This is a genomic window from Streptomyces sp. B5E4, assembly GCF_039871555.1.
Classification (GTDB): Bacteria; Actinomycetota; Actinomycetes; order Streptomycetales; family Streptomycetaceae; genus Streptomyces.
Genome location: NZ_JBDPMI010000011.1, coordinates 32975 through 59175, shown reverse-complemented (window position 1 = coordinate 59175; position 26201 = coordinate 32975). Strand labels below are relative to the sequence as shown.

Here is a 26201-nt window from a genome sequence, read left to right as displayed (position 1 = left end):
CCCGCCGTACGATCCCCCCATGCCACGCGCGCGCACCGAATCCGCAGCCGAGGGCTGGCCCACCGCGCCCGGCACGACCGCGCTCAGCGTGTCGCTGCCCGAGGTGGATCCCGTCGTACGGGACTGGCGCGCCCGCTACGACACCGCCGCCGCCCACGGCGGCACCGCCCACGTCACCGTCCTCTACCCGTTCCTTCACCGCGACCGCGTCGACGCTCCCGTACGCACCACGCTGCGGCGGCTGTTCGCCGCGCACGAGGCGTTCGCGGTGACGTTCGCGCGCTGCGCCCGCTTCCCCGGGGTGCTGTACCTCGTGCCGGAGCCGGACGACCCGCTGCGTGCGCTGACGAAGGCGGTCGTCGAGGAGTGGCCGGGACAGCCGCCGTACGGCGGCCTCTTCGGCGACCTCGACCCGCACCTGACCGTCGCCAACGGCGGCGGCGAGGCGGTGCACGCGGCGATCGAGGCGGATCTCGCGCCCCGGCTGCCGGTCGCGGCGCGGATAGGGGCGGTGGACCTGGTGGCGTACGACGGGCGGCGGTGGCGGGAGTGGCTGCGCTTCCCGCTGGGCGGTCGGGAGCCGGGGCACGGCAGCTAGGGCGTACGCCGAAGACGTACAGGACCGCCCCCGCCCCGGGCTCAGCCCCCCGCGGCCCCCGCACGCCGCTCGTACGCCTCCCTGGCGTCCAGCAGTTCGTCCCAGTGCTCCGCCGCCCACGCGCACGCCGCCCGCAGCGGCTCCAGCATGCTCCGCCCCAGCGGCGTCAGCGCGTACTCGACCCGCTGCGGCGGTCCCTCGTCCACCGTCCGGGCCACGAGCCCGTCGCGCTCCAGGGTCCGCAGCGAGCGTGTCATCACCTTGGGCGTCACCCGCCGCAGCGGGACGCGGAGTTCGGAGTAGCGGCGGGGCCCGTCCTCCAGGCACGCGAGGATCAGACCGGCCCACTTGTCGCCGAAGCGGAACGGCAGTACCGACGACGGGCACAGCTCGTCGAACATGTCGGGGCGCAGCGGCTCGCTCATCCCGCCAGCGTAGGCGGCGGTCCCGGTATCCCGGAGGAAACCGCGGGCCCGGTTAGCGTGCGGCGGACGACGACGGCCAAGCAGCGGGAGGCGGCGGATGGGCAGGATCGTGGTGTACGGGGCGGGCGGCAGGGCGGGGCGCCGGGCGGTGGCGGAGGCGCGGCGGCGCGGGCACGAGGTGGTGGCCGTGGTGCGGGATCCGGTGAAGCACGCGGGTGTCGCGGGCGAGGGCGTACGGCTGGTGGCCGGCGACGCGGCGGACGTGGAGGCGGTGGCCGCCACGGCGGCCGGCTGCACGGCGGCGATCGCCGCGGCGGCGGTGTACGGGGAGGGCACGGACCCCGACGCCTTCTTCCGCGGCTCGGCGAAGGCGCTGGTGGCCGGTCTCGGCCGGGCCGAGGTGCCGCGGCTGGTGCTGGTCGGGCTGGCGTCGCTGCTGCTGGACGCGACGGGCCGCCGGATGCTCGACGATCCGGCGTTCCCGGCGGAGTTCCGTTCCTTCTGCGAGGCGCACGCGGCGGGCCTGGACCTCCTCCGCGCGGCGCCGCCGGACCTGGACTGGCTCTACGTCAGCCCGGCGGGCGACTTCGACCACGACGCCGGCCGTACGGACCACGGCTACCGCGTCCGTCCTCACGGCGACCCGGGGGCGCGCATCTCGTACGAGGACTTCGCGGTCGCCCTGCTGGACGAGGCGGAGTCGCCCCGCCACAGCCGTACGCACCTGGCGGTGACCGGGGCTCTCTGACGGGCCGCGGGCGCCGCACGTCCGGCGGTGCGCTCCCGCCAGGGCGCTGACGGGCGCGCGCCCGTCAGCGGGCCCGGTCGCGGAACACGTGCCGGTACGTCCGCGGCGACACCCCCGTCCGCCGCGCGAACTGGTGCCGCAGGTTCGCCGCGCTCCCCAGCCCCGCGCGCCGCGCCACCGCCTCCACCGGCACGTCCGTGGTCTCCAGCAGTTCCTGCGCCAGCCGCACCCGCTCCTGCAGCAGCCACTGCAGCGGTGTGACGCCGAGGGTGTCGCGGAACCGGCGGGCGAAGGTCCGCTCGGCGAGGTGCGCGACGCGGGCGAGCCCGGCCACCGTCAGCGGCTCGTGGAGCCGGGCGCGGGCCCAGTCGAGCACGGGTGCCAGCCCGTGGTCGGGGGCCGCGGGGCGGGCCGGGGCCGGCGGGAGCTTGGCGTACTGGGCCTGGCCGCCCTCGCGGTGCGGGGGTACGACCATGCGCCGGGCGACCTCGTTGGCGACGGCGGCGCCGTGGTCGCGGCGGACGAGGTGGAGGCAGAGGTCGACCGCGGCGCCGGTGCCGGCGGAGGTGAAGACCGGGCCGTCCTCGCAGTACAGGGCGTCGGGTTCGACGCGGACGCCGGGGAAGCGGTGGCCGAAGTCGGCGGCGTTCATCCAGTGCGTCGTCGCGCGGCGCCCGTCCAGCGCGCCGGCCGCCGCCGGTACGTACGCGCCCGCGCACAGCGTGACGATCCGCTTGCCCGCCTCGTACGCCCTGCGCACCGCGGCGACGAGGCCGGGCGGCGGGTCGAGCTGAAGGCTGCGGGTCAGGCCGGGGATGAGCACGGTGTCGGCTTCCGCCAGGTCGGCGAGGCCGTACGGGCTCTGCAGGAGCAGCCCCGGTGCGGTGCTCAGCGGTCCCGGCTGGGCGGCGCACAGGCGCAGGTCGTACCAGGGGTCGGCGAGGTCGCTGCGGTCGAGGCCGAAGACCTCGCAGGGAACGGCGAGTTCGTAGGCGGGGGCGCCGTCCGTGACGGCGACCCCGACGACGTGGCGGGGCGCCGGGGGCTTCGGCGGCGGTGCGGGCATGGCAGGAATTTAGCGCAGGGAGGCATTTCTGCCCATGGCCGGGCGGGGTGCGGGCGGGCGAGGCTCCCGTCATGCCCGACACGACCAGCGGCGCCGCCCCGGCGGCCGGCGCCGAGCCGCCGCATGCCGCGGCCCCGGGACGCCCGGGGCGTACCCCGGGACGCACGCCCGGCCGCGGCCCGGAACCCGCATCTCCGGACCGCGCCCCCGGCGGCCTCACCGCCGCGCAGGGCACCGCGATGTACGTCGGCGCCGTCCTCGGCACCGGCGTCATCACCCTGCCCGCGCTCGCCGCCGACACCGCGGGCCCCGCCTCCCTCGTCGCGTGGGCCGCGCTCGTCCTGGTCTCCGTGCCGCTGGCCGCCACCTTCGCCGCCCTCGGCGCCCGCCACCCGGACTCCGGCGGCGTCTCGACGTACGCCCGGCTCGCCTTCGGCGAGCGCGCCGCGACCGTCGTGGGCTGGTGCTTCTTCCTCGCGATCCCGCCGGGCGCCGCGGCCGCCGCGCTCTTCGGCGGCGCATACGTCTCCGCCGCCGTGGGCGGCGGCACGGCGACGGCCACCGCCACCGCCGCCGGGCTGATGGCGGCCGTCACGGCCGCCAACGCCGCGGGGCTGAAGGTGACCGGCCGGCTGCAACTGGCGCTCGCGGTGCTGCTCGTCGTCCTCCTGCTGACCGCGGTGCTGCTGTCGCTCCCCCACGCCCGTGCGGACCATCTGCGGCCCTTCGCACCGCACGGCTGGACCGCCGTCGCACCGGCCGCCGCGCTCCTGGTCTGGAGCTTCGCGGGCTGGGAGGCGATCACGCACCTGGCGGGCGAGTTCCGCCGGCCGGCCCGCGACCTGCCGCGCGCGACGGGCGCGGCCGTCGCGCTGGTCGGCGTGCTGTACCTGTCCGTCGCCTTCGCCGTCGTCGCGGTGCTCGGCCCGGCCGCTGCGGACTCCGACGCGCCCCTCGGCGACCTCATGGCCCGGGGGCTGGGCGGCCCCGCCCGCCACCTGGCCGCGGGCGCCGCGCTGCTCCTCACCCTCGGCGTCATGAACGTCTACTACGCCGGCGCCGCCAAGCTCGGCGCCGCCCTCGGCCGCGACGGCGCGCTGCCCGCGAGGCTGGCGCGGGGCAGCGAGACCGGGGAGGTGCCGCGGCGCAGCCTGGTAGTGATCTCGGCGCTGGGGTTCGCGGCGCTGGCCGCGGTGACGCTGACGGACACCGGCACGAAGCCGCTGGTGCTGCTGACCACGGGCTCGTTCACCACGGTGTACGCGGTGGGCGTGGCCGCCGCGTTCCGGCTGCTGCCGCGCGGGAGCGCGGGGCGGAAGGCGGCGGTGCCGGCGCTGGTCGCGGTCGCGGCGCTGCTGGTGGCCTCGGGGCCGTACCTGCTGTGGCCGCTGTCGGTGACGGCGGCGGCCTGGCTCTGGACACGGCGCCGCCGGCCGGCGACGGGGGCCGGTACGTCGGCACACGCGTAAGGACCGGGCGCCAGGGGCGCCCGGTCCTTACCGGCTCGTCTCGTTCCGTGGCGGAACGCTCCGCCGCAGAACGCTCAGTCGAAGCTCAGGTCACCCTTGCGCGTCCGCTTCAGCTCGAAGAAGTGCGGGTACGACGCCATCGCCACCGCCCCGTCGAAGATCCGCACGGCCTCCTCGCCCCGCGGGATGGCGTTCATCACGGGCCCGAAGAACGCCACGCCGTCGATGTGGATCGTCGGCGTGCCGACATCCTCGCCGACCGGGTCCATGCCCTCGTGGTGGCTCGTGCGCAGCGCCTTGTCGTACTCGTCGCTGTCCGCCGCCGCGGCCAGCTCGGCCGGCAGGCCCACCTCGGCCAGGGCGCCCTTGACGACGGTCTCGTAGTCCTCCTCGCCCCCGTTGTGGATGCGGGTGCCGAGCGCGGTGTACAGGTCGCGCAGGACGCCCTCGCCGTGCTGCTGCGCGGCGGCGATGCAGACCCGCACCGGGCCCCACGCCTTGCCCATCAGCGACCGGTACCACTCCGGCAGGTCGCGGTCCTCGTTGAGCACCGCAAGGCTCATCACGCGAAAGCGCAGGTCGATGTCCCGCTGCCGCTCGACTTCGAGGATCCAGCGCGAGGTGATCCACGCGAACGGACAGGCGGGGTCGAAGTAGAAGTCGACCTTGGGGTTTTCACCGGCAGCAGCCGCCATGGGCCATCTCCCTGCTGTGGTACGGATACTCGCGACGTTAACGCGAGCGTCAACGCCGGACGTCCCGGCCGCATTCCGAGGAGCGATCATTTTCCCCGACACCCCGGCTGTCCTGCTGCTGACCGGCATCCAGGCCGCGGGCAAGTCCACCGTCGCCCAGCTCATCGCCGAACGGCTGCCGCGCTCGGCGCACGTACGCGGCGACGTCTTCCGCCGCATGGTCGTCGGCGGCCGCGCCGAGGTGACGCCCCAGGCGTCGCCGGAGGCGCTGCGGCAGTTGCGGCTGCGGTACGGGCTGATGGCCCGTACCGCGGACACCTACGCCGCGGCGGGGTTCACGGCGGTGGCCCAGGACGTGGTGCTCGGCGCCGAGCTGCCGCGGACCGCGGCCCTGTTCCGTACGGACCCGCTGCTCGTCGTCGTCCTGGCGCCGCACCCGGCTGCGGTGGCGGCCCGCGAGGCGGGACGGGCGAAGACGGCGTACGGGCCCGCGTGGGGCGTACGGGAGCTGGACGACGTACTGCGCAACGAGACCCCGCGCCTCGGGCTGTGGCTGGACACCTCGCACCAGACGCCGGCGGAGACGGCGGACGAGATCCTGGCCCGCGCCTGGCAGGAGGCCCGCGTCGCGCGCTGACACCCGCCGCGCGGGCGCCCCTCCCCCCGGCCGGCGCGCCGCCCTGCTCTCAGCGAATCCCCGCGCACCCCGGCGTACCGCCGGGCACCCTGGTCGCATGCCCGAGACCGTCGCCGTACTCTCCGACATCCACGGCGTGCTGCCGGCCCTCGAAGCCGTGCTCGCCGAGCCCGACGTACGCGCCGCCGACACCGTCGTGCTGACCGGCGACCTCGCCGCCGGCCCGCTCCCCGACCGCACCCTCGACGCCCTGACCGCGCTCGGCGAGCGGGCCGTGTGGGTGGGGGGCAACGCCGACCGGGAACTGGTCGAGTACCGTCGCGGCGCCCGCGCCGGGATCCACGACCCGATCGCGCCGTGGGCGGCGGAGCGGTTGCGCCCGGAGCAGGTCGAACTGCTGGCGGGGCTGCCGGCGAGCGTGACGCTGCCGGTCGGCGGCCTCGGGCAGGTGTATTTCTGCCACGCCACCCCGCGCGCCGACGACGAGCGGGTGCTCGTCGACTCGGCGGCCGGGCGCTGGGCGGAGGTGCTGGGCGGCCTCGGCGCGGAGGCGGAGACCGTGGTGCTCGGGCACACGCACATGCCGTTCGCCCGGCTCACGCACGGCCGCCTCGTGCTCAACCCGGGCAGCGTCGGCATGCCCTACGGGCGCCCCGGCGCCCACTGGGCGCTGCTCGGCGCGGGCGGCGCGGCGCTGCGGCGGACGGCGTACGACTACGAGGCGGCCTGCGCCCGGATCGCGGCCGAGTCGGGTTACGCGGACGCGGCGGCGTGGGCGGACGAGTATGTATGGGCGCGCAACTCCGCGGAGGACGCCCTCGCGGCCTTCAGCGCCTGACCCGCGCCCCGGGCCTCCGGTACGCGCCCGCAGTCCGCTCCGGAGGCCACCCGGCCCCGCGCCTGCCTGCGGTCCCGGGCATACCGGCCCCCGGGCCCGTACGCGGCGCAACCGCGCCCGTCAGCTCTCCGGGTCCGGCCGGTCCGGCCGCGGCGGCTCCAGTTCCTCGGGCGACGCGGTGTCGCCCGGGTCCACCGCCTCCGGCCGGTCCGGCGAAGCCACCGGATCTCCCAGCTCCATCTGCTCCACCGCGCCCAGCGGGTCGATCGGGTCCACCGGCGCCGGCACGTCCTCTCCCTCGCCCGCTTCCCCGGCCCCCGCGCCGTCCACCGCCGCCGGCGGCGCCTCGGAGGCGGGGCCGCCGGGCGGCGCCTGCTGCCCCCGGGGGGCCATGCCCGACTGCGCCCGCTCCAGGAACCGCAGCAGCTCCACCGGGAACGGCAGCACCAGCGTCGAGTTCTTCTCCGCCGCCACCGCCCCCACCGTCTGCAGCAGCCGCAACTGCAGCGCCGAGGGATGGTCGGACATCTGCTCCGCCGCCTGCGCTAGCTTCCGGGACGCCTGCAGTTCCGCGTCGGCGTTGATGACCCGCGCGCGCCGGTCGCGCGCCGCCTCCGCCTGCCGGGCCATCGAGCGCTTCATCGTCTCGGGCAGCGACACGTCCTTGATCTCGACGCGGTCGATGGTGACGCCCCACTCCACCGCCGGGCTGTCGATCATCAGCTCCAGCCCCTGGTTGAGCTTCTCGCGGTTGGAGAGCAGGTCGTCCAGCTCGCTCTTGCCGATGATGGACCGCAGCGAGGTCTGGGCCATCTGGGAGACCGCGAAGCGGTAGTCCTCGACCTGGATGACGGCGTCCGCCGGGGCGACGACCTTGAAGTAGACGACGGCGTCGACGCGGACCGTCACGTTGTCGCGGGTGATGCCCTCCTGGGCGGGGATGGGCAGGGTCACGATCTGCATGTTGACCTTGCGCATCCGGTCCACGAAGGGGACGATCATCGCGAAGCCGGGGCCGCGGATACCGGGCCTGAGCCTGCCGAGCCGGAAGACCAGCCCGCGCTCGTACTGCTTGACCACCCGCGCTCCGGCCATCACGAAGATGACCCCGAGACAGGCGATGGTCACTACTACTGCGATCAGCGCCTCGACCATCACGGCTCCCTGCGTCGCGTGCGATCGGCCGTTCCGCCTCAACGGTAGCCCTGCCTCCGCTTCCGGGACAGTTTTCGGAGGCCCCCTCCGGATGCCCCCCGGGCGGGAGGCCGGGGCCGAGGGTGCCGCCGGCCCGGAAACCCGCACCGCCCCCGCCCGGTGGGGGTCCGGGCGGGGGCGGCGGCCGGGGCGCTCAGGCCCCGTGCGTCAGGGTCAGTAGACGCTCACCCCGTAGGCGTTCAGCGCCTCCACGACCGGCTGGAAGAACGTCGTGCCGCCGGAGGAGCAGTTGCCGCTGCCGCCGGAGGTCAGGCCGAGGGCCGTCGTACCGGAGAACAGCGGGCCGCCGGAGTCGCCGGGCTCGGCGCACACGTTGGTGCGGACCATGCCGTAGACGATGTCGCCGCCGCCGTAGTTCACGGTCTGGTTCAGCGCCGTGACGCTGCCGCCGTGGAGGCCGGTGGTGGAGCCGCTGCGCTGCACGGACTGGCCGACGGTCGCATTGGCGGCGCCGGTGATGTCCCGGCTGGTGCCGTTGTACAGGTTCACGGTGCCGGGGTGGGTCTGCGCCGTGTTGCTGTACCGGACCAGCCCGTAGTCGTTCGTCGGGAAGCTCGACCCGGCGGTCGGGCCGATGGTGGTGGTGCGGGCGGAGTTGCTCCACCAGGTGCCCGCGCCGTCGGTGCAGTGGCCGGCGGTGACGAAGTAGTACGTGCTGCCGCTGCGGACGTTGAAGCCGAGCGAGCAGCGCCAGCCGGAGGCGTAGATGGCCTGGCCGCCGTTGATGTAGCGCTGCAGCTTGCCCTTCATGCGCTCGATCCGCAGGGCGTCGGCGTCGGCTCCGGCGGTCCGCTTGATGCGGGCCACCTCGGCGTTGGTCACCGTCTCGTCGATGCTGACGACGAGGGTGCCGGTCTTCTTGTCGACGCCCCACGCGGTGCCGCCGACATCGGCGGCGAGCACCGCGTCGTCGGCTCTGGCCAGGGTCGCGGCACTGAAGCCCTCGGGCTGCTGGGCGGCGCCCGACGCCGGTACCGCGAGCGCGGCGCCGGCCAGGGCGGCGGTCAGCGCGGCGACCAGCCGCAGTCGCTTCTTGGTGCCGCTCAGTGGGGGTGTGCGCTTGATCCTCACTCAATCCTCCGAGTGTGCTCGGGGACCCGCCGGCGGGCAGGTCCGTGAGGCGCAGCCACGGGGCGGAGAAAACACGGAAGGGCTCGCCCGGCCGGCTTCGGTACGCCCGGCCGTGGGGGTGCGGCCCTCTTATTTTCGTCGTGCCCCTGACAAGCGCTGCTGAGAGTATTCAGACGATGACAGGTGTGCACAAGTAGGCACTGGCACATGTTGGCGTAATCACGCCCTCGCCCCCGGCCGACCGGCCCGGCCCGGCCGCCGACCACTCCAACAGCACGGGAACCACCCGAGCGGCGGCCGAAACACCCGTCCGGCCCCGCGGAAATCTCCTGTCACCCCGTCAGACCCCCTGCGCTGGGGGAACTCTGACGAACCGACAGCCGTTTCTGTGCCAGTACTGTCACGAACCCGGCCCGTGCCCTCTATCTGATTGGCACATCATCCGCATCATGGATGACCATAGGTGAGCGGACAGACATCCCCGGACTCCGGGGACAGCCCACGCCGCGGGAGAGAGAGGAGGCGTCATGGGATCGGTACGCAGGGCTAGTGCCTGGCTCGGCCTCGTCGACGACAACGAAGACGAGCGCTACTACGACGGGTACGAAGACGACAGCGCGGACACCCCCCAGCCGGACGCCGCCTGGACGACGGACCCGCGCGTGCGCGTGGCGTCCCAGGTCGCCCAGGAGAACGGGCGCCGTATCGCCACCGTGTCGCCGGACGGGTTCCGCGACGCGCGCGGAATCGGCGAGCTCTTCCGCGAGGGCGTCCCCGTCATCGTGAACCTCACGATGCTGGAGGCCGCCGACGCCAAGCGCGTCGTCGACTTCGCGGCGGGGCTGACCTTCGGGCTGCGCGGCTCCATCGAGCGCGTGGCGACACGGGTGTTCCTGCTGACCCCCGCGGAGTACGCGATCGTGCCGGGCGAGGTGCCCCGCTCCACGCAGGGCGGGTTCTTCAACCAGAGCTGAGGCGGGGACCGCAGAACAGCGTGCACACCGGGGCTGGGCCGTACGGCTCAGCCCCGGAACGCGTCCAGCCCCGTCAGCGCCTTGCCCAGCACGAGCTGGTGCATCTCCACCGTGCCCTCGTACGTCAGCACCGACTCCAGGTTCGTGGCGTGCCGCATCACCGGGTACTCCAGCGAGATGCCGTTCGCCCCGAGGATCGTGCGGGCCGTCCGGCAGATCTCGATCGCCTCGCGGACGTTGTTGAGCTTGCCGAAGCTGACCTGTTCCGGACGCAGCGTGCCGGCGTCCATCCGCGTCCCCAGGTGGTGCGCGAGCAGCACGCCCTTGTGCAGTTCGACGGCCATGTCGGCGAGCTTGGCCTGGGTGAGCTGGAAGCCGCCGATGGGCTTGCCGAACTGCTCGCGGGTACGGGCGTATGCGAGCGCCGCGTCGAAGGAGGAGCGGGCCGCGCCCATGGCGCCCCAGACGATTCCGTAGCGGGCGTGCGTCAGACAGCTCAGCGGGCCGCGCAGCCCGGTGGCCTCCGGCAGCACCGCGTCGGCGGGCAGCCGCACCTCGTCGAGGACCAACTCGGAAGTGACCGAGGCGCGCAGCGACCACTTGTGCCGGATCTCGGGCGCGCTGAAGCCGGGGGCGTCCGTCGGCACGACGAAGCCGCGGACGCCCTCGTCGGTACGGGCCCACACGACGGCGACGCCGGCCACCGAGCCGTTGGTGATCCACATCTTGCGGCCGGTCAGCACCCAGTCCGAGCCGTCCCGCTTCGCGTACGTGCGCATCCCGGCCGGGTCGGAGCCGTGGTCCGGCTCGGTCAGGCCGAAGCAGCCGATGACCTCGCCGGTGGCCATCCGCGGCAGCCACCCCTGCTTCTGCTCCTCGGAGCCGAACCGCCGGATGGCGTACATCGCGAGCGAACCCTGCACGGAGACCAGCGAGCGGATGCCGGAGTCGGCGGCCTCCAGCTCCAGGCAGGCCAGCCCGTACTGCACGGCGGACGCGCCGGCGCACCCGTAGCCGGTGAGGGACATGCCCAGGGCGCCCATCGCACCCAGCTCGCGGGCCAGTTCGCGGATGCCGGGCAGCTCGCCGCGCTCGTACCAGTCGGCGATGTGCGGGAGCACGCGGTCGGCGGCCCAGCCGCGCACGGTGTCGCGGACGGCGATGTCCTCGGGGGCGAGGAGGTCGTCAACTCCCAGGGGATCGCCGGGGTTGAACGGCGGCGTAGTGCTTGCGGGCATGGGTGTCGTCCTCCGGCGGGCCTTCGGGGTCACGGCCAGACGCTACTTGCGCGTATTCGGCGTCGTCCAGCCTCTTCGCGCGCGGCGTGACGTCTTGCACACGCCGTACGCGCCCGGCCCCCGCACTCCGCTCCCGCGCCAGGCCGCCGCCGTCCGCCGCACCCCGCTCGCGCCGCACCCCGAGCGGCGCCACGGGGCCGCCGCCCGCCTCGCCGGGCTCACCGCACTCCATCGACCGCGGCAGCCGCAGCGCCGTGAGCGCACCGAGCAGCAGCAGCCCGGCGCTGACCGCCAGCGTGACGTGCATGCCCTGCACGAAGGCGTCCCGCGCGGCGTCCCGCAGCGTGGCCCCCGCGGCGCCGCCCAGCTCGCCCGCGGTCTCGTACGCCTCACCGAGCGAGTTGCCCGCCGCGTCGGTCGCGCTCGACGGCACACCGGGCACGGTGCCGAGGGCGGGCCGGTAGACGGCGTTCATGACGCTGCCGAGCAGCGCTATGCCGATGCCCGCGCCGAGCTGGTACGCGGTCTCGCCGATGGCCGCGACCCCGCCGGCCTGCTCCGCGGAGGTCTCGCTGAGCATCGACTCGTACGCGCCGAAGATCGTCGTCTCCAGCCCGTACCCCAGCAGTACGAAGCCCGCGCAGAGCACCAGCGGCCGGTCCTCCTCGCCCAGGCTGATCAGCCCGGTGACGGCGACGGCGGTGAGCAGGAAGCCGAGGGCGACCATGGCGCGCGGGCCGAGCCTGGCGACCATCCGGGAGCCCGCCAGGCCCGCGGCCACGGCGGCGACGGTCAGCGGGATCAGCCGCAGCCCGGTCTCCAGCGGGCTGAGACCGAGGACGAGCTGCATGTACTGCACGGCGACGAGCTGCAGCCCCACCAGGGCGAGCAGCGCGAGCACGATGCAGCCGACGGCGGTGCCGAAGGACCGGCAGGAGATGACGTCGAAGTCGACGAGGGGGTGCGTGCGGCGGCGCTGCCTGCGGACGAAGAGGACCAGCAGGGCGCCGCCGAGGAGCAGCGGCGCGACGACGGCCGGGTGCAGCAGCCCGTCGCCCGCACCGGCCTGCTTGAGCCCGAGGACGGCGCCGAAGAGGCCGAGGGCGGCGATCAGCGCGCCGAGGACGTCCCAGGGGCCGGCCCGGTCGGCGGTGGACTCCGGCAGCAGCCAGCGGCCCACGGGCACGGCGATCACCATCAGCGGGATGTTGATCAGGAAGACCGAGCCCCACCAGAAGTGCTCCAGCAGAAAGCCGCCGAGCAGCGGCCCGATGGCCGCGCCCACGGCGGCGGTGGCGCTCCACAGCCCGATGGCCGCGGCGCGCTCGCGGCGGTCGGGGAAGACCTGGCGCAGGATCGACAGGGTGGCCGGCATGATCATGGCGCCGCCGACGCCGAGCAGGGCGCGGGCGGCGATCAGCACGTGCGGGTCGCTCGCCGCGGCGGCGAGCGCGGAGGCCAGGCCGAAGATCGCGTAGCCGAGGAGCAGCACGCGGCGGCGGCCGACGCGGTCGCCGAGGGTGCCGAAGAGGATCAGCAGGGAGGCGGCGACGAGGGGGTAGGCGTCGACGATCCACAGCAGGTCGACGGCGCCGGGCTTGAGGTCTTCGGTGAGCGCGGGGACGGCGACGTGCAGGACGGTCGCGTCGAGGGCGACGAGCAGCAGACTGGAGCAGAGGACGGCCAGCACGGTCCAGCGTCCGGCACCGCCGCCGTGGGCGCCGGGAACGTCCCGCGGCGGGCTCGTGGCCGTGGCCGTCCCTGACATCTACGCACCTCCCGGACTCGCGCGAGTCGACAGCGTACGCGAGTCCTCCGGATGCAGCTGGCGGCACTACCCGTTGAGGTGACGGCGCCACGGGTTGCGGCGCGGCCCGGCCCGTGCCTCCCGTCGCTCGCTGTCCCCCTCGTGTCGGAACGGGTCCGCGGACGTGCCATGATTGCCCGCCCCCGGTCCGGGAAGTCACTGGTTGAGGGCATTGCGCACGATGCGTGACGTCCGTCACACACCCGCGACCGGATCGCCAGGCGAACGGTCCGCAACGGCTCGGCGAATCTCCGATAAACGGAGGAGCGCGAAAAACAATTGACCGATTGGCCGCACTCAGATATTCCCGGAAAGCGGAAGGTATGAGTCCTGAAATGGCAGTGGGGTAAGCGCCGTTGACGACACGGTCCACATCACATAGGCATTACAGATCCGGCCGATTGGTCAATCCATGGCAGTCGGCGATGTAGCGTCGATTCCGTGCGAACCGAAGAGAGACGTCCGCAGGGAGCGGAGCGTCCGACCACACACGGCGGCTGGCAGCCGCGTATGACCCGGACCCGGCTGTGGCTGTTCTGGTCGTCGCTGGCCGTCTACGCGGCGATCGTCGCCGCCGTCGTGACCACGTCGTGGCTGGTGCACCTCGACTGGCAGCTGATGCTCCTCCGGCCGTACAAGCAGTGGCCGGAGTTCCACGCCTTCCTGGACTACTTCGTGGTCCTCGGACAGCGCGCCCCCACCGCCGTCGCCGTGCTGGCCTGGCTCGGGTGGCGCGCCTGGCGGCAGCACACCCTGCGCCCGCTGTTCATGCTGGCCGGCTCGCTGCTCCTGCTGAACGTCACGGTCGGCGCGGCGAAGATCGGCATGGGCCGGCTCGGCCCGCACTACGCCACCCAGATCGGCTCGAACGAGATGTGGGCAGGCGGCGATATATTCCCTTCGGGTCACACCGCGAACGCCGTCGTGACCTGGGGCGTCGTGGCCTATCTGGCGACGACGCCGGGGGCCCGCAGGACCGCCTCGGTGGTCTGCGCGACGGTGGCACTGGGCGTCGGAGGCACGACCGTCTACCTCGGTACGCACTGGCTCAGCGACGTGCTCCTCGGCTGGGTCGCCGGCCTGCTCGTGCTGCTGGCCCTGCCCTGGTTCGAGCCCGGCGTGGCCCGCGCGGAGGCGTGGCTGCTGCACCTGCGCGACCGGCTGCGCGGCTCCCCGGCCGCCGGACCGCCCGCACCGGCCTCGCTGTCGCCGCTGGCCACACGCGTGTCGATCGTCTCGCAGCGCCCCACCGCCGCCGGCGCGCAGAGCGCCCGCGGGGTGGCCCGCGTCAGCTCGGGCTCCGGCACCGCCGCCCGTCCCGAGACCTGGCCGCACCTGGCGCCACGCCCGCACACCACGCGGCACGAGCGCCCCCCCGTCACCCCGGCCGGCCACCGCCGCCCGCCGCAGTCGGACCGCCCCGGCGGCCGGCCGCAGGCCCGCGCGGGCGGCTGACCCGCACTCCTAGCCGACCCAGGAGCGCGTGACCCGGCCGTCCTGGACCGTGAAGTTGAGCCGTCCGCCCATGAACTCCATGGTGATGATCGCCCCCGGGGGCAGCGAACGGACCGTGGTCCAGCCCCGGTCCCTGGCCCGCTCCTCGGCGTCTGCGGCGGCCAGGCCGACATAGCTCTCGGGGTCGTCGTCGGGGTTCGGGGACGGTGTCGGCAGGTTCGGTGGAGTCGCCATGGCGCCCACGCTATGCCCCTGGTCACGGCCGCGGTAGGGCGGCGGACCACGGGGATGTCCCGGGCCTGTTCACCGCGGGTCACACTTCTGTCACAGCGCCCGCGGGCCGCCGTGGGGCCCGCAAGAGGGCCCGTACAGGCGTCCGAGAGGCACCTCCTGACGGGCTATCGGGAATTGCTGTCAGCGCCGGTAATCACACCTGCCGTTTACCCGCCGGGCCCCCTGGAATTCATCGAATTTCACCCTGCCGGCGCACACCGGGTGTCAGTTCCGCATAAACCCTCGGGGCAGCTCTCCGCGACACACCGGGCGAACGCGCGTAGCGCGCCGGATCCGTACACCGGTGGCACCGTCGTGCCGTGGACGCGCGCGTCGTCACACGGGACCTACGAGCGGAAGGTGCAGAGGCGATGGGGACGACAGAGGCACCGGCGCCGGCACCCGCTCGCCCGCGGGCCCGACGGCACGGCTCGGTGGTCGTGGACTGGCTGACCACCACGGACCACAAGAAGATCGGGCATCTCTACCTGATCACCGCGTTCGCCTTCTTCCTCTTCGCCGGACTGCTCGCGATGGTGATGCGGGCGGAGCTGGCCCGGCCCGGCATGCAGATCCTCAGCCACGAGCAGTTCAACCAGTCGTTCACGATCCACGGCACGATCATGCTGCTGCTCTTCGCCACACCGACGTTCGCCGGGTTCGCCAACGAGATCATGCCGCTGCAGATCGGCGCGCCCGACGTGGCGTTCCCGCGGCTGAACATGCTGTCGTACTGGCTGTTCCTCTTCGGCGGGCTGATCGTGCTGAGCAGCTATCTGACGCCGAGCGGTCCCGCGGACTTCGGCTGGTTCGCGTACGCGCCGCTGAACGGCCCGGTGCACTCCCCCGGTGTGGGCGCGGACCTGTGGATCATGGGGCTGGCGCTGGCGGGCTTCGGCACGATCCTGGGCGCGGTCAACTTCCTCACCACGATCGTGGCGATGCGCGCGCCCGGCATGACGATGTTCCGGATGCCGATCTTCACCTGGAACACCCTGTTCACCTCGATCCTCGTCCTGATGGCGTTCCCGGTGCTGGCGGCGGCGCTGCTGGTGCTGGAGTCGGACCGGCGCTTCGGCTCGGTCGTCTTCGAGGGGGCCGTGGGCGGGGCGCTGCTGTGGCAGCACCTGTTCTGGTTCTTCGGCCACCCGGAGGTCTACATCATCGCGCTGCCGTTCTTCGGCATCATCAGCGAGATCATCCCGGTCTTCTCCCGCAAGCCGATCTTCGGCTACGTGATGCTGGTCGCCGCCACCATCGCCATCACGGGTCTGTCGATCATGGTCTGGGCGCACCACATGTTCGCCACCGGGGCGGTGCTGCTGCCGTACTTCTCCGCCGCGTCGTTCCTGATCGCGGTGCCCACGGGGGTGAAGTTCTTCAACTGGATCGGCACGATGGCCAACGGCTCGCTGTCGTTCGAGACGCCGATGCTCTGGTCGATCGGGTTCCTGGTCAGCTTCCTCTTCGGCGGGCTGACGGGCGTGCTGCTGGCCTCGCCGCCGCTGGACTTCCACGTCACGGACACGTACTTCGTCGTCGGCCACTTCCACTACGTGGTCTTCGGGACGGTGGTGTTCGCGACCTTCGCGGGCTTCTACTTCTGGTGGCCGAAGTTCACCGGAAAGATGCTGGACGAGCGGCTGGGAAAGATCCACTTCTGGACCCTGTTCGTCGGCTTCCACGCCACGTTCCTCGTGCACCACTGGCTGGGCGTGGAGGGCATGCCGCGGCGGTACGCGGACTACCTCGACGCCGACGGCTTCACCACGCTCAACACGATCTCCACCATCGGCGCCTTCCTGCTCGGCGCCTCCACGCTCCCGTTCCTGTACAACCTGTGGCACACGGCGAAGGAGGGCAAGAAGGTCGACGTGGACGACCCGTGGGGTTTCGGCCGCTCTCTTGAGTGGGCCACGTCCTGCCCGCCGCCGCGGCACAACTTCACCACCCTGCCGCGGATCCGCTCCGAGTCCCCCGCCTTCGACCTGCACCACCCCTACGCCGTATCGCACGAGCAGCGCGGGCCGGGCGGCGAACGGGACGTGGCCGACCCGGACACGAAGTGAGGAGCGGGCCGGCGCGGGTCAGGCGAGGGCGCGGCCGAGCCGGTCGGCCAGCTCCCTGATGTGCCCGGTCAGCTCCGGCGGGTCGACGACCTCGAAGTCGTAGCCGGTCATGAGCAGGTGGACGACCATGGCCTGCATGCCGTACGAGCCGGTGTGCAGCAGGCAGGTGTCGTCCCCGTCGGGCTCCAGCACGCCGGCGGACGGCGAGATGCGGGTCGCGGCCTCCTCGTGCGGCACCTTCAGGCGCACGGTGCCGCGCGTCGGGTACGCGTAGACGGAGACGCCGCGCGAGACGTACGCCGCCAGATCCTCGGCCGGCGGGTCGCGGGGCGGGACGCGCGGGCCGTGCGGCGGCCGGGGCGTGAGGCGGTCGGCGCGGAACGTACGCCAGTCGTCGCGCTCGACGTCCCAGGCGACCACATACCAGCGGTGGCGGGAGCAGACCAGCCGGTGCGGGTCGGCGGTCCTGCGGGTGACGGAGCCGTCGGCGCCCGCGTAGTCGAAGCGCAGCCGCTCGCTGTCCCGGCAGGCGTGGGCCAGCTCCGTGAGCACCCCGGGGTCGACGGCCGGTCCTGTGCCGCCGCCCATCATCGGGACGGTGTACGAGGTGAGTGCGCCGACCCGGCGCCGCAGCCGGTGCGGCAGCACCTGCTCCAGCTTGGCCAGTGCCCGCACCGAGGTCTCCTCGATGCCCTCGATGCCGCCGCCGGCGCTCCGCCGCAGTCCGACGGCGACCGCGACGGCCTCGTCGTCGTCGAGCAGCAGCGGCGGCATCTGCGCGCCGGCACCGAGCTGGTAGCCGCCGGCGGTGCCGGTGGCGGAGTGCACGGGGTAGCCCAGCTCGCGGAGCCGGTCGACGTCGCGCCGTACGGTACGGGCGCTGATGCCGAGCCGGTCGGCGAGTTCCGCACCGGACCACTCGCGGTGCGCCTGGAGCAGGGAGAGCAGTTTCAGCAGCCGCGCGGAGGTGTCCAGCATGGGCCCGAGTCTGGCACGGCCTGCGGTCAGGTACGGTCCTCGATCCCGCGGGCTCCGCGAACGGCCCTCAGGCCGCCTCCGCGCCCTCCCGGGTGCGGTGGGCGTACAGCCCGCCCAGCACCGTGCCGGCCAGCGGCAGCGTCGGGCGGCGGGCGTGCAGCCGGGCGAAGAGAGCGTCATAGCGCTCGGCGGCGCGCGCCGGATCGAAGCGCGCGGCGTTCGCCAGCGCCGCGGTGCCCATCTCCTGACGCAGGTCCTCGTCGCCGATGAGCCGCAGCAGCCCGCGGGCCACGGCCGCCGGCTCGCCCGGCGGCACGAGCAGGCCGTCCTCGCCGTCCTGGATGATCTCCCGCGGGCCGAGCGGACAGTCCGCCGCGACGACCGGCAGGCCTCCGCGCATGGCCTCGGCGATGGTCAGCCCGAACGACTCCAGCGTCGAGGTGTGCGCGGCGATCGAACTCTTCGGCCACTCCGGTTCCAGCGGGTGCACGGTACCCATGAGGAGGACGTGGTTGTAGAGGCCGAGCCGGTCGATCTGGGCGCGCAGCGCGTCGTGGCGGGGGCCGTTGCCGTAGATGCGCAACTGCCAGTCGGGGCGCGCCTTGACGACCCGGGCGAACGCCTTGACGAGGTGGTTGAAGTGCTTGAGGGGCGCCAGCCGGCCGGCGGCCATGACGCACCGGGCGGTGTTGTCGGACGGCGCCACGGCCGGCGCCGGGACGCCGTTGGGGATGGCGGTCACCACCACGCCCGGCAGCCGCAGGTGCTCGCGGTACGCGCGGGCGTCGGCCTCCGTCATGGTGACGACGGCGTGCAGCCGCGGGTACGCGGCGCTCAGTGCCACCCGCAGTTCCCGGCGGTGGGTGGTGAACGTCAGGTGCTCCTGGCCGACGCGCAGCACCCCGCGGCGGGTGTGCCGGGCGACGACGACGTTGAGCCCGGGGCGGGTGCCGATGACCGCGTCGGCGTCGAGCTTCCGCAGGTGCCCGGCCAGGAGGTCGTCGGTGAGCGCGCTGTACTGGTGGTAGCGGCCGTCCGCGCGCGGGTAGTGGCGCGCGGGGCGGGCGTAGTCGGGATGGTCGCCTGCGTAGCCGGGGCTGTCGGGGCGCTCGTCGACGAGGGCGCGTACGGGCACGTGCGGCCCGGCGTCGAAGACCGGCTCGTCCTTGTGGCGGAAGACCGAGACGATCTCCACGTCGTGGTGCTCGGCCAGGGTGCGCGCGAGGGTGAAGGTGGTACGGACGGTGCCCCCGACGGCGTACGCGTTGCTGATCAGGAAGGAGATCCGCATGGTGTACCTCGGGACGGGTGCGGGCAGTCCCCCGCATCAGCGTCGCACAGCCGGCGCCACCCGGCATCACGGCAGGTCAGCGCAGGGCAGAGCGGGCCGGGGCAGGGTCAGGGCCGATACGGGAGCTGCGGCACCGTGAAGCAGTTCTCCGTCATCTCACCCTGGCTGACCCAGCCGCCGGCGCCGTCGTTCGCGTCGTCCTGCCAGCGGGCGGCCGACACGCACGTCGGCCGGGTCTCCGGCGGCTCCGGCACCTGCTCGAAGCGGGCCGGCAGCAGCAGCCCGTCGGCGTCGTACGGATCGGCGCGTGTCATGAAGTCCTCGACGCACGCGCGCGTCAGGTCGGCGCCGCACGACGTCGCCGCGTCCGCGAACCACATCGCGGCGGCCCAGCCCTCCAGTTGCCACTGGGAGCGGGTGTCGGTGTCGGCGTAGCGGTCCATGCCGTCGCGGAACGCCTTGACCGCGGGGTCGTCCGTGTCCTCGTAGTTGCGGCTGGAGCCGGTGACCCAGAGAGAGTTGCGGCAGCGCTCGGCGTCCGCGTAGTCCTCCTGGACGCTTGAGTTCCAGTTCTGCACGTTGGTGACCTTCGCGGTCAGCTCCACGCCGGCCTCGTCGAGCGCGCGGCACAGCTTGGCGTTGCCGCCGGTGTCGACGGCGTCGAAGACCAGGTCGACACCGCGGGCGCGCAGGTCGGCGGCGACCGCGTCGAAGTTCGGCAGCGAGAAGTCGACCTGCTGGGTGACGACGTCGTAGCCCTCGGCCTCCAGCCCGCCGGTCACGCTGCGGGCGTACGCGGCCGAGGCGGCCTGGTTGTACGACACGACCGCGGCGGTGCGGGCGCCGTGCTCCCGCTTGAAGTAGCGGTAGACCTCGGTGCCGCCGTACAGGTCGCCGTCCCAGCCGGGCTTGCCGCCGGTGCGCGGAGCGCGGCTGCCGTAGACGCCGTACAGGTGCGGATACGTCTCGTACGCGGCCCCGATCGGCTGGCCGCCGATGTCCGGCACGCCCGCGTCGCTGACCTGCGGGGCGCCGGCGTAGTTCAGCGAGGTGGTGGCGACGAGCGCGAACACCTTCTCCTTCAGCACCAGTTCGCGCACGCAGTCGCTGTTGCCCAGGCCGCTGCCGCCGTCGTCGCAGGTGACGACCTCGACCGGGCGGCCGCCCACGCCGCCGCGCGCGTTCAGCGCCTCGACGTACGCCCGCGCGCCGTCCTGCGGCCCGCTGAACGCGTCCCCCACCGGGCTCGTCTCACTGGCGATGACGCCGACCCTGACCGGCTCCCCGCGCGCCTCGCCCGACGGCGGGGCGCCCCCGCCCCGACCCGCGGGCCGCTCCGTGAACTCGTTCTCGGGCACCCGGCTGCCGCAGGCCGCGGTCAGCAGCACCAGCGCGGCCACGGCCAGCGCGGCACCCCCCGGCCTGGCCACCTCAGCACCCGGGTCCCGGAGATCCGCTCATCTCGACAAGGGTGCAGATCGCCCGCTTCGACACCTTCCACGAGCCGTCCTGCAGCACCGAGACGCCCGTGGCGCCGGGCACCACCGTCTCGCCCTTGAGCGCGATGTCGTACGTCACCTCCGCCTCCTCCGCGGAGTCGAACTCCACCGCCGTGACCTCCGCACCGACCTGCTTCCACCGCTTGTCGTCGGAGAACGCCGTCATCAGCGGCCGCATCGCCTCGCCGTCCTCCAGCACCGCCAGCTTCGCGTCGGCGTCGGAGTCCGGCGAGAAGAACGTCGTCCAGTTCTCCTCGATCTCCTTCTCCGCCGCCGCGGGATCGGCCGGTTCCGCACCGCCCGCGCCGTCGTCCGCGTCCTCGCCCGCCTCCGCGGCGGGGCTGCTCTCCGACGCCTGCGCGCTCGGCGCCTTGTCCGGTGTGTCCGCGCCCCCGCCGTCGTCCCCGCAGCCGGCCGCGCCCAGCCCCGTGAGCAGTACCGCCGCGGCCAGCCACGCGGCGCTGCGCGCGCGTGCTCCTCGGCTCATCCGTCCTCACCCCTGAACGTCGTCATCCGTCGACTGTCCCGCCGTTCCGTCCGCTCTACTGCGCAGGAGAACCCCACACGGCATAGTGCATCGCAAGCGGCGGCGATGCACAGGGGGCAGAATGCGGCAAACCGGCCCGGCGCGCGGGCACTCGCTGAAGGCCGTGGCCCTGCAGTGGGGCGGTTGGGCCGCGCTCGCCGCGGGGGCCGTGCTGTGCGCCGCCGGCTGGTACGGGGTGTCGGGCGAGCGGTTCGCCGAGCGGCAGATCCCGTATCTGGCGTCGTGCACGATCCCGGGGGCGGCGCTCATCGTCGCCGGGGCGGTGCTGCTCTCACGCGGCGACCAGGGTCTCGCGGCGGCCCGGGTCGAGGAGTTGTACGGGCTGCTGGTGGCGGCGGACGGGGAGGCCGCGGCCCCTTCCGCGGCACCCGGGCCGGCTGTGGAGGAGTCCGGCGGGGCCGGCCCGTGCCTGACGGTGCCCGGCGGGACGCTCTACCACCGGCCCGGCTGCCCCCTCGTCGACGGCAAACCCGGAGCCGTACCGGTCCTGGCACCCGCGGCGGCCGGCGGTGAGGGGCGGGCGTTGACGCCGTGCCCGGTCTGCGAGCCGGACCCCGGAGCGGCCGCCGCGCCGGAGGCGTGAGGTGTCGCTCACGTACGAACTGACGCTGGCCGGGCTCGCCGTGGGCAGCGCCGCGGCGCTCTCCGGCATCGGCCTCGTCGTCACCTACCGCGCCACCGGCGTGCTCAACCTGGCGCACGGCGCGGTCGCGATGGTCACCGCGTACGTCATGCGCCAGCTCGCCGTCGGCTGGAACTGGCCGTTGTGGGCGGCGGCGGCCGTCAGCCTGCTCGTCGTCGCCCCCGGCATCGGGCTGCTCATGGGGCGGTTCGTCTTCCGGCCGCTGTCGGTGCTGCAGTCGGGCGGGGCGGGCGGGGCGGGCGCGGGCGGCGCGCAGGCGCTGGTGGCGTCGCTCGGGGTGTTCGTGCTGCTGATGGGCGCGGCGGGGCTCCTGTGGGGGACGGGTGCGCGCACGGACGCGCCCGAACTGCTGCCGTCCGACCCGTGGGTGCAGCTCGGTACGGCGGTGGCGCTGGCGGCCGCGGTCGCGGCGGTCACACGGTGGACCCGGTTCGGACGGGAGCTGCGCGCGGTGGTCGACAACCGGCGGCTCGCCACGCTCAGCGGCATCGACGCCGACCGGGTCGCGGACGTCGGCTGGGCGTTCGGCACGTTCACGGCGGGTGTCACCGGGGTGCTGCTGGCGCCGGAGTACCGGCTGGACCCCTACGGGCTGCCGCTGCTGGTGATGGCCGTCATCGGGGTGGCGGTCGCGGCCGGGCTGCGGAGCCTGCCGGCGGTCGTGGCGGTGGCGCTGGCCGTCGGCGTGGGGCAGGCGCAGCTCACCCGGCTCCATCCGGGCGGCTGGGGCGAGGAGGTGCTGCAGGCGCTGGGTGCGAACCTCTTCGCGGTGCTGCTGCTGGCGGCGGCTTTGGCGCTGCCGCGGCTGCGGGCGGACTCGGGCGGCGGCTTCCTGCGGGTGCCGGCCGAGACGCTGGACTCGGCGGGCGACGGGCGGACATGGCTGGTCGCCGGGGTGCTGTTCCTGCTGCCGCTGGGCTTCGCGGGCGCCGACCTGACCACGTCGGTCCAGGTGCCGGCGCTGGCGGTGGTGCTGCTGTCGCTGGTGGTCGTCACGGGGCGAGGGGGCCAGGTCTCGCTGGGGCAGGCGGCGTACGCGGGGCTGGGGGCCCTGTTCACCGCGCTGCTGGCGGCGGGGCGGTTCCCGGGGCTGCCCGAGCTGCCGGAGCTGGTGGCACTCGGCGTCGCGGTGCTGCTGGTGGCGCCGGTGGGGCTGCTCACCGGGTATCCGGCGATCCGGCGGCAGGGCCTGGCGCCGGCGCTGGTCACGCTGGCGGTGGGGGTGGCGGTGAGCCGCTTCGTCTTCGCCCAGCCGTACGCGACGTCGGGCCTGACGCTGGGCCGTCCCGCGGGCTTCACCGGGGACCGGGCGTTCTACGTACTCGAACTCCTGCTCCTCGCCGTCGCGGTGACGGCGGCCCGGGCCCTGCGCCGCGGCCGCCGGGGCCGCGCGCTGGCGGCGCTACGGGACCACGAGTCCGGCGCCGCGGCGGCGGGCGTCCCGGTACCGGCCCTGAAGGTCACCGCCTTCGCCGCGGGCGCCGCGCTGGCCGCCCTGGGCGGCGGCATGCTGGCCATGGGCGCCCGCGCGTTCGACCCCCACGCCTTCGACCCGGTACGGGGCCTGCTGTGGTTCGCGGCGGTGGTCGTGGTGGGCGCGGACAGCATGCTGGGCGCCCTCCTGGCGTCGGCCCTGCTGGTCGGCCTCGACGCGGGCACCCGCGGCGGAATGGCGGCAGCGGTCATCGGCATCCTGGCGGTCCTCCTGGGCCGCTTCCCGGGCGGCCTCTACGAGGCCCTCCGTACAGCGGCCACCCGCCGCCTGCGGCCCCCGCGGCTGACCCCGCTGGGGCAGCGCCTTCGCACCAGGCCGTCCGGCCCGGCACCGCCTCCGGCGGGGTTCGCGGGCAGGGCACCGGCGAGTCCGGCGGCTGCCGGGCCACCACGGGCACACAGAGGCGACACCACGAACTCCGAGTCGCGCCCGGCAAGAGCCGCGGGCGGAGCCCCGGCCCCGGCGCCTCCGGCGCCCGGCGCGGGCGACACCGGCCCGGACGGGTCTCCGGCGGAACGGCGGACACCATCGGCGAAGGCCACTGAGGCGGAGCCACCTCCGGCGCGTGGGACGGCCGACGCCGGCGCGGAGCGCCCGGCACCGGCGGGGCGGGCCCGGTTCCCGGACGAGCGCCACACACCCGAGCCCGCCGCGGGCGAAGCCCCGCGGCCCGCGGCCGACGGCACCCGGCCCGGCGCGGACGGCGCCCGTGCACCCGGGCCCGGGGCGGGCGGAGCCCGACTGCCGTACGGCGGCGCCGAGTCCGGCGTGGCGAGGGCGCGTCGGCCCGCGGGCGCAGAGCAAGGCCGTGCAGGCGTCCCCGGGCCCCGTGCGTTCGAAGCCCCGCAACCGCCGCACCGCGCGCCCCGGCCCGCCGCCGACCGCGAGCCGGCAGGTGCGGAGGGCCGGGGGCTCACCCTTCGCCGGCGCCGCCGGCACGGCCGTCGGCCGCTCGACCGGCGCCCCGCCGTCGCATCCGGTTCGCCCGCCTCCGGGGGCGACGTGCTCGTGGCGCGGGGGGTCTTCGTTTCGTACGGGGACTTCTCCGTGCTCTCCGGGGTCGATCTGCGGGTCGTGGCCGGGCGGGTCACCGCGCTTGTCGGGCCCAACGGAGCCGGGAAGTCGACCCTGTTCCACTGTCTTGCCGGAACCCTGCGGCCCCGGGCCGGGCAGGTCGTCCTGCGGGGACGGGACGTGACGCGGCGCAGCGCGCATGTGCGGTCGCGGCTCGGGCTCGCGCGGACCTTCCAGCAGCCCGCGGTCTTCCCCTCCCTCACCGTCGCCGAGAACGTCGCCGTCGGCGCCGAGCAGGCCCGCGTCCGCGACCCCGCCGCCACCGACCGCGTGCTGCGGCTCCTCGGCCTCGACGGGCCGCTGCGCGACACGCCCGCCACGGACCTGCCCACCGGCACCCTCCGCCGCGTCGAGATCGGCCGCGCCCTCGCCGGCGGCCCCCGCGTGCTGCTGCTCGACGAGCCCGCCGCCGGTCTCGACCTCGCCGAGACCGCCGCGCTCGTACGTATCCTGCACGCACTCGCCGCCGACGGCACGGCCCTGCTCGTCGTCGAGCACGATCTCGCGCTCGTCGGCGAACTCGCCGACACCGTCTACGCGATGGCCGCCGGCCGCATCGTCGCCTCCGGCACCGCCGCCGACGTTCTCGCGGCGACCGGCCCCGGCTCCGGCTCCGGCTCCGGCTTCGCAAACGCACCCGCGGAGGCCCCGTGACCGTCGAGATCGCCCTGCACCGCGCCCGCGTCCGCTACGGCCCGCTGGAGGCCCTCCACGGCGTCGACCTCCCCGTGCCCGCCGGCCGGCTCACCGTGCTGCTCGGCCGCAACGGCTCCGGCCGGACGACCGCGCTGCGCGCCCTCGCCGGGACCGTGCCGCTGGCCGCGGGCAGCGTGGTGTGGCGCGGCGCGGACGTCACACGGATGCCCGCGTACGCCCGCGCCCGCCGCGGGCTTGCGCTGATCCCCGAGGTGCGCGCCGTCTTCGGCTCGCTGACCGTCGCGGAGAACCTGCGGCTCGCCGCCCGCGACGGTGACACCGGCCCCGCCCTCGCCGCGTACCCGGAGCTGACGCGCCTGCTGTCCCACCGCGCGGACACCCTCTCGGGCGGCGAGCAGCGGATGCTGGCCGTCTCCCGCGGGCTGCTGTCTTCCGCCCGGCTCGTCCTGCTCGACGAGCCGGGCCAGGGGATGTCGGACGCGGTGGCGGCCCGTACGTACGAACTGCTCGGCGGGCTCGCCGCCACCGTCGTCGTCGCGGAGCAGAGCCTGCCGCCCGGCCTTGCGGCCGCGGCGACGGTGGTGCACGAACTCCGTCGCGGCAACGTGGTGTTCAGCGGCGAGCCCGCCGAAGCCGGGGCGCCGTGGCACACGGCCGCCCGCTGACGAGGGTCCGTCAGACGTGCAGCCGCTGGCCCGGCAGGATCACGTCCGGGTCGCCGCCGATGACGTCGCGGTTGGCCTCGTAGATCTCGCGCCACGGCGCGCCGTGCGCGTCGGCGATACGGCTGAGCGTGTCGCCGGACCTGACGGTGTAGTTGCCGTCGCCGCGCTTCACCGGCTGCCGCCGCCCCTCGTCGCGGTCCGCCCGCGGCTGCGTACGCGGCTGCTCGGCGGGCTCCTCCGACCCGGTCGCCGGGGCGTTCACCGCGGGTGCCCCGCCCGACGCGCCGGCCTGCACGGAGCAGTGCGGCCAGGCGCCCCACCCCTGCGCGGCCTGCACCTTCGTGGCGACCGCGATCTGCTGCTCCCGGCCGGCCCGGTCCGCGGTGGCCGCGTAGGCGGTGCCGCCGTACGCCTCCCAGGTGGACGCGGCGAACTGCAGCCCGCCGTAGTACCCGTTGCCGGTGTTGATCGCCCAGTCGCCGCCGCTCTCGCACTGCGCGATGCGGTCCCAGACCCCGCTGTCCGCGGCGCCCGCCGGCGCGGCGGCGGCGAGGAGCGCGAGGGGGGTGAGGAGCGCGGCGGCTCCGGTGACGACGGCGGCGTTCCGGCGTGTCCTGCGTGTGCTGCTGGTACTGATGGTCGTGCCTGCCTCACTGGTCGTACGGTCACTGCGGGTGGCGCGTATGTCGCCCTTCGGGAAAGGCATACGTTCCTCTCGGTGGACCCGGGTCCCCTGCCCGGTCGGTGCTCGGTGCACGCGGCGGCCGAATCTAG

The 26201-nt window shown here is 74.6% G+C and carries 24 protein-coding genes; 11 read left to right on the top strand and 13 right to left on the bottom strand.

Features of this window, described 5'->3' with window-relative positions; translation table 11 throughout:
• Positions 1 to 19 precede the first annotated feature (19 nt).
• Positions 20 to 598: a 2'-5' RNA ligase family protein gene (locus ABGA99_RS16710; protein WP_347582910.1), complete on the top strand. Its 579-nt coding sequence runs from the start codon at positions 20 to 22 to the stop codon at positions 596 to 598.
• A gap of 41 nt (positions 599 to 639) precedes the next feature.
• Here ABGA99_RS16710 and ABGA99_RS16705 read toward each other — a convergent pair whose 3' ends face one another.
• A complete protein-coding gene (locus ABGA99_RS16705; RefSeq protein ID WP_347578743.1) occupies positions 640 to 1023 on the bottom strand; it encodes a helix-turn-helix domain-containing protein in 384 nt (127 codons plus the stop codon).
• A gap of 97 nt (positions 1024 to 1120) precedes the next feature.
• On the opposite strand from ABGA99_RS16705, the gene ABGA99_RS16700 reads away from it, so the two are divergent.
• The gene (locus ABGA99_RS16700) at positions 1121 to 1771 is read left to right on the top strand and encodes an NAD(P)H-binding protein (protein WP_347582909.1); all 651 of its coding nucleotides are present in this window, start codon (positions 1121 to 1123) and stop codon (positions 1769 to 1771) included.
• 64 nt (positions 1772 to 1835) lie between these two features.
• On the opposite strand, the gene ABGA99_RS16695 is transcribed toward ABGA99_RS16700, so the two are convergent.
• The gene (locus ABGA99_RS16695) at positions 1836 to 2837 is read right to left on the bottom strand and encodes a helix-turn-helix domain-containing protein (RefSeq protein ID WP_347582908.1); all 1002 of its coding nucleotides are present in this window, start codon (positions 2835 to 2837) and stop codon (positions 1836 to 1838) included.
• A 71-nt stretch (positions 2838 to 2908) separates the two neighbouring features.
• Between ABGA99_RS16695 and ABGA99_RS16690 the strand changes: the two genes are divergently transcribed.
• Positions 2909 to 4306, top strand: coding sequence for an APC family permease (locus ABGA99_RS16690; RefSeq protein WP_347578746.1), 1398 nt, complete (start codon positions 2909 to 2911; stop codon positions 4304 to 4306).
• Positions 4307 to 4380: 74 nt separating this feature from the next.
• Here the strand turns inward: ABGA99_RS16690 and ABGA99_RS16685 are convergent, their stop codons facing one another.
• The gene (locus tag ABGA99_RS16685) at positions 4381 to 5001 is read right to left on the bottom strand and encodes a DsbA family protein (RefSeq protein WP_347582907.1); all 621 of its coding nucleotides are present in this window, start codon (positions 4999 to 5001) and stop codon (positions 4381 to 4383) included.
• Positions 5002 to 5113: 112 nt separating this feature from the next.
• On the opposite strand from ABGA99_RS16685, the gene ABGA99_RS16680 reads away from it, so the two are divergent.
• The gene (locus ABGA99_RS16680; RefSeq protein ID WP_347582944.1) at positions 5114 to 5638 is read left to right on the top strand and encodes an AAA family ATPase; all 525 of its coding nucleotides are present in this window, start codon (positions 5114 to 5116) and stop codon (positions 5636 to 5638) included.
• A gap of 97 nt (positions 5639 to 5735) precedes the next feature.
• Complete coding sequence (locus ABGA99_RS16675) at positions 5736 to 6476, top strand: metallophosphoesterase family protein (protein WP_347582906.1); 741 nt, start codon at positions 5736 to 5738, stop codon at positions 6474 to 6476.
• Positions 6477 to 6596: 120 nt separating this feature from the next.
• Here the strand turns inward: ABGA99_RS16675 and ABGA99_RS16670 are convergent, their stop codons facing one another.
• Positions 6597 to 7631: an SPFH domain-containing protein gene (locus ABGA99_RS16670; protein ID WP_347582905.1), complete on the bottom strand. Its 1035-nt coding sequence runs from the start codon at positions 7629 to 7631 to the stop codon at positions 6597 to 6599.
• Positions 7632 to 7844: 213 nt separating this feature from the next.
• Positions 7845 to 8762, bottom strand: coding sequence for a S1 family peptidase (locus ABGA99_RS16665; RefSeq protein ID WP_347578750.1), 918 nt, complete (start codon positions 8760 to 8762; stop codon positions 7845 to 7847).
• Positions 8763 to 9289: 527 nt separating this feature from the next.
• On the opposite strand from ABGA99_RS16665, the gene sepF reads away from it, so the two are divergent.
• Positions 9290 to 9736, top strand: a complete 447-nt coding sequence (gene sepF / locus ABGA99_RS16660; protein ID WP_347578751.1) for a cell division protein SepF — start codon at positions 9290 to 9292, stop codon at positions 9734 to 9736.
• A 47-nt stretch (positions 9737 to 9783) separates the two neighbouring features.
• On the opposite strand, the gene ABGA99_RS16655 is transcribed toward sepF, so the two are convergent.
• On the bottom strand, positions 9784 to 10974 hold the full coding sequence (locus ABGA99_RS16655; RefSeq protein WP_347582904.1) for an acyl-CoA dehydrogenase family protein: 1191 nt from the start codon (positions 10972 to 10974) through the stop codon (positions 9784 to 9786).
• Positions 10922 to 12742, bottom strand: a complete 1821-nt coding sequence (locus ABGA99_RS16650) for an MFS transporter (RefSeq protein WP_347582903.1) — start codon at positions 12740 to 12742, stop codon at positions 10922 to 10924. The genes ABGA99_RS16655 and ABGA99_RS16650 overlap by 53 nt, the downstream gene beginning before the upstream one ends.
• Positions 12743 to 13222: 480 nt before the next feature.
• Between ABGA99_RS16650 and ABGA99_RS16645 the strand changes: the two genes are divergently transcribed.
• A complete protein-coding gene (locus ABGA99_RS16645; protein ID WP_347578754.1) occupies positions 13223 to 14236 on the top strand; it encodes a phosphatase PAP2 family protein in 1014 nt (337 codons plus the stop codon).
• A gap of 9 nt (positions 14237 to 14245) precedes the next feature.
• Here the strand turns inward: ABGA99_RS16645 and ABGA99_RS16640 are convergent, their stop codons facing one another.
• Entirely contained in the window at positions 14246 to 14470 is a 225-nt protein-coding gene (locus tag ABGA99_RS16640; protein ID WP_047019786.1) for an I78 family peptidase inhibitor, read from the bottom strand.
• A gap of 410 nt (positions 14471 to 14880) precedes the next feature.
• Between ABGA99_RS16640 and ctaD the strand changes: the two genes are divergently transcribed.
• Entirely contained in the window at positions 14881 to 16578 is a 1698-nt protein-coding gene (gene ctaD, locus ABGA99_RS16635; protein WP_347578755.1) for a cytochrome c oxidase subunit I, read from the top strand.
• Between the two features lie 18 nt (positions 16579 to 16596).
• Here the strand turns inward: ctaD and ABGA99_RS16630 are convergent, their stop codons facing one another.
• The 4 genes from ABGA99_RS16630 to ABGA99_RS16615 form a co-directional block, all read right to left on the bottom strand.
• Positions 16597 to 17556 carry a YafY family protein gene (locus tag ABGA99_RS16630; RefSeq protein ID WP_347578756.1) on the bottom strand — a complete coding sequence of 320 codons (960 nt, stop codon included), beginning with the start codon at positions 17554 to 17556 and terminating at the stop codon, positions 16597 to 16599.
• 67 nt (positions 17557 to 17623) lie between these two features.
• Positions 17624 to 18847, bottom strand: coding sequence for a glycosyltransferase family 4 protein (locus tag ABGA99_RS16625; RefSeq protein WP_347578757.1), 1224 nt, complete (start codon positions 18845 to 18847; stop codon positions 17624 to 17626).
• Positions 18848 to 18954: 107 nt separating this feature from the next.
• Complete coding sequence (locus ABGA99_RS16620; protein WP_347578758.1) at positions 18955 to 20277, bottom strand: ABC transporter substrate-binding protein; 1323 nt, start codon at positions 20275 to 20277, stop codon at positions 18955 to 18957.
• Position 20278: 1 nt separating this feature from the next.
• Complete coding sequence (locus tag ABGA99_RS16615; RefSeq protein ID WP_347582902.1) at positions 20279 to 20833, bottom strand: hypothetical protein; 555 nt, start codon at positions 20831 to 20833, stop codon at positions 20279 to 20281.
• A 208-nt stretch (positions 20834 to 21041) separates the two neighbouring features.
• On the opposite strand from ABGA99_RS16615, the gene ABGA99_RS16610 reads away from it, so the two are divergent.
• From ABGA99_RS16610 to ABGA99_RS16600, 3 genes are read left to right on the top strand one after another with little or no spacing between them, the layout of a single operon-like run.
• Complete coding sequence (locus ABGA99_RS16610; RefSeq protein WP_347578793.1) at positions 21042 to 21476, top strand: hypothetical protein; 435 nt, start codon at positions 21042 to 21044, stop codon at positions 21474 to 21476.
• Position 21477: 1 nt separating this feature from the next.
• On the top strand, positions 21478 to 24759 hold the full coding sequence (locus ABGA99_RS16605) for an ATP-binding cassette domain-containing protein (protein ID WP_347582901.1): 3282 nt from the start codon (positions 21478 to 21480) through the stop codon (positions 24757 to 24759).
• Complete coding sequence (locus ABGA99_RS16600) at positions 24756 to 25427, top strand: ATP-binding cassette domain-containing protein (protein WP_347582900.1); 672 nt, start codon at positions 24756 to 24758, stop codon at positions 25425 to 25427. Before ABGA99_RS16605 ends, ABGA99_RS16600 begins: the two co-directional genes overlap by 4 nt.
• Before the next feature lie 10 nt (positions 25428 to 25437).
• Here the strand turns inward: ABGA99_RS16600 and ABGA99_RS16595 are convergent, their stop codons facing one another.
• Positions 25438 to 26133 carry a transglycosylase family protein gene (locus ABGA99_RS16595; protein ID WP_347582899.1) on the bottom strand — a complete coding sequence of 232 codons (696 nt, stop codon included), beginning with the start codon at positions 26131 to 26133 and terminating at the stop codon, positions 25438 to 25440.
• Positions 26134 to 26201: the final 68 nt, after the last annotated feature.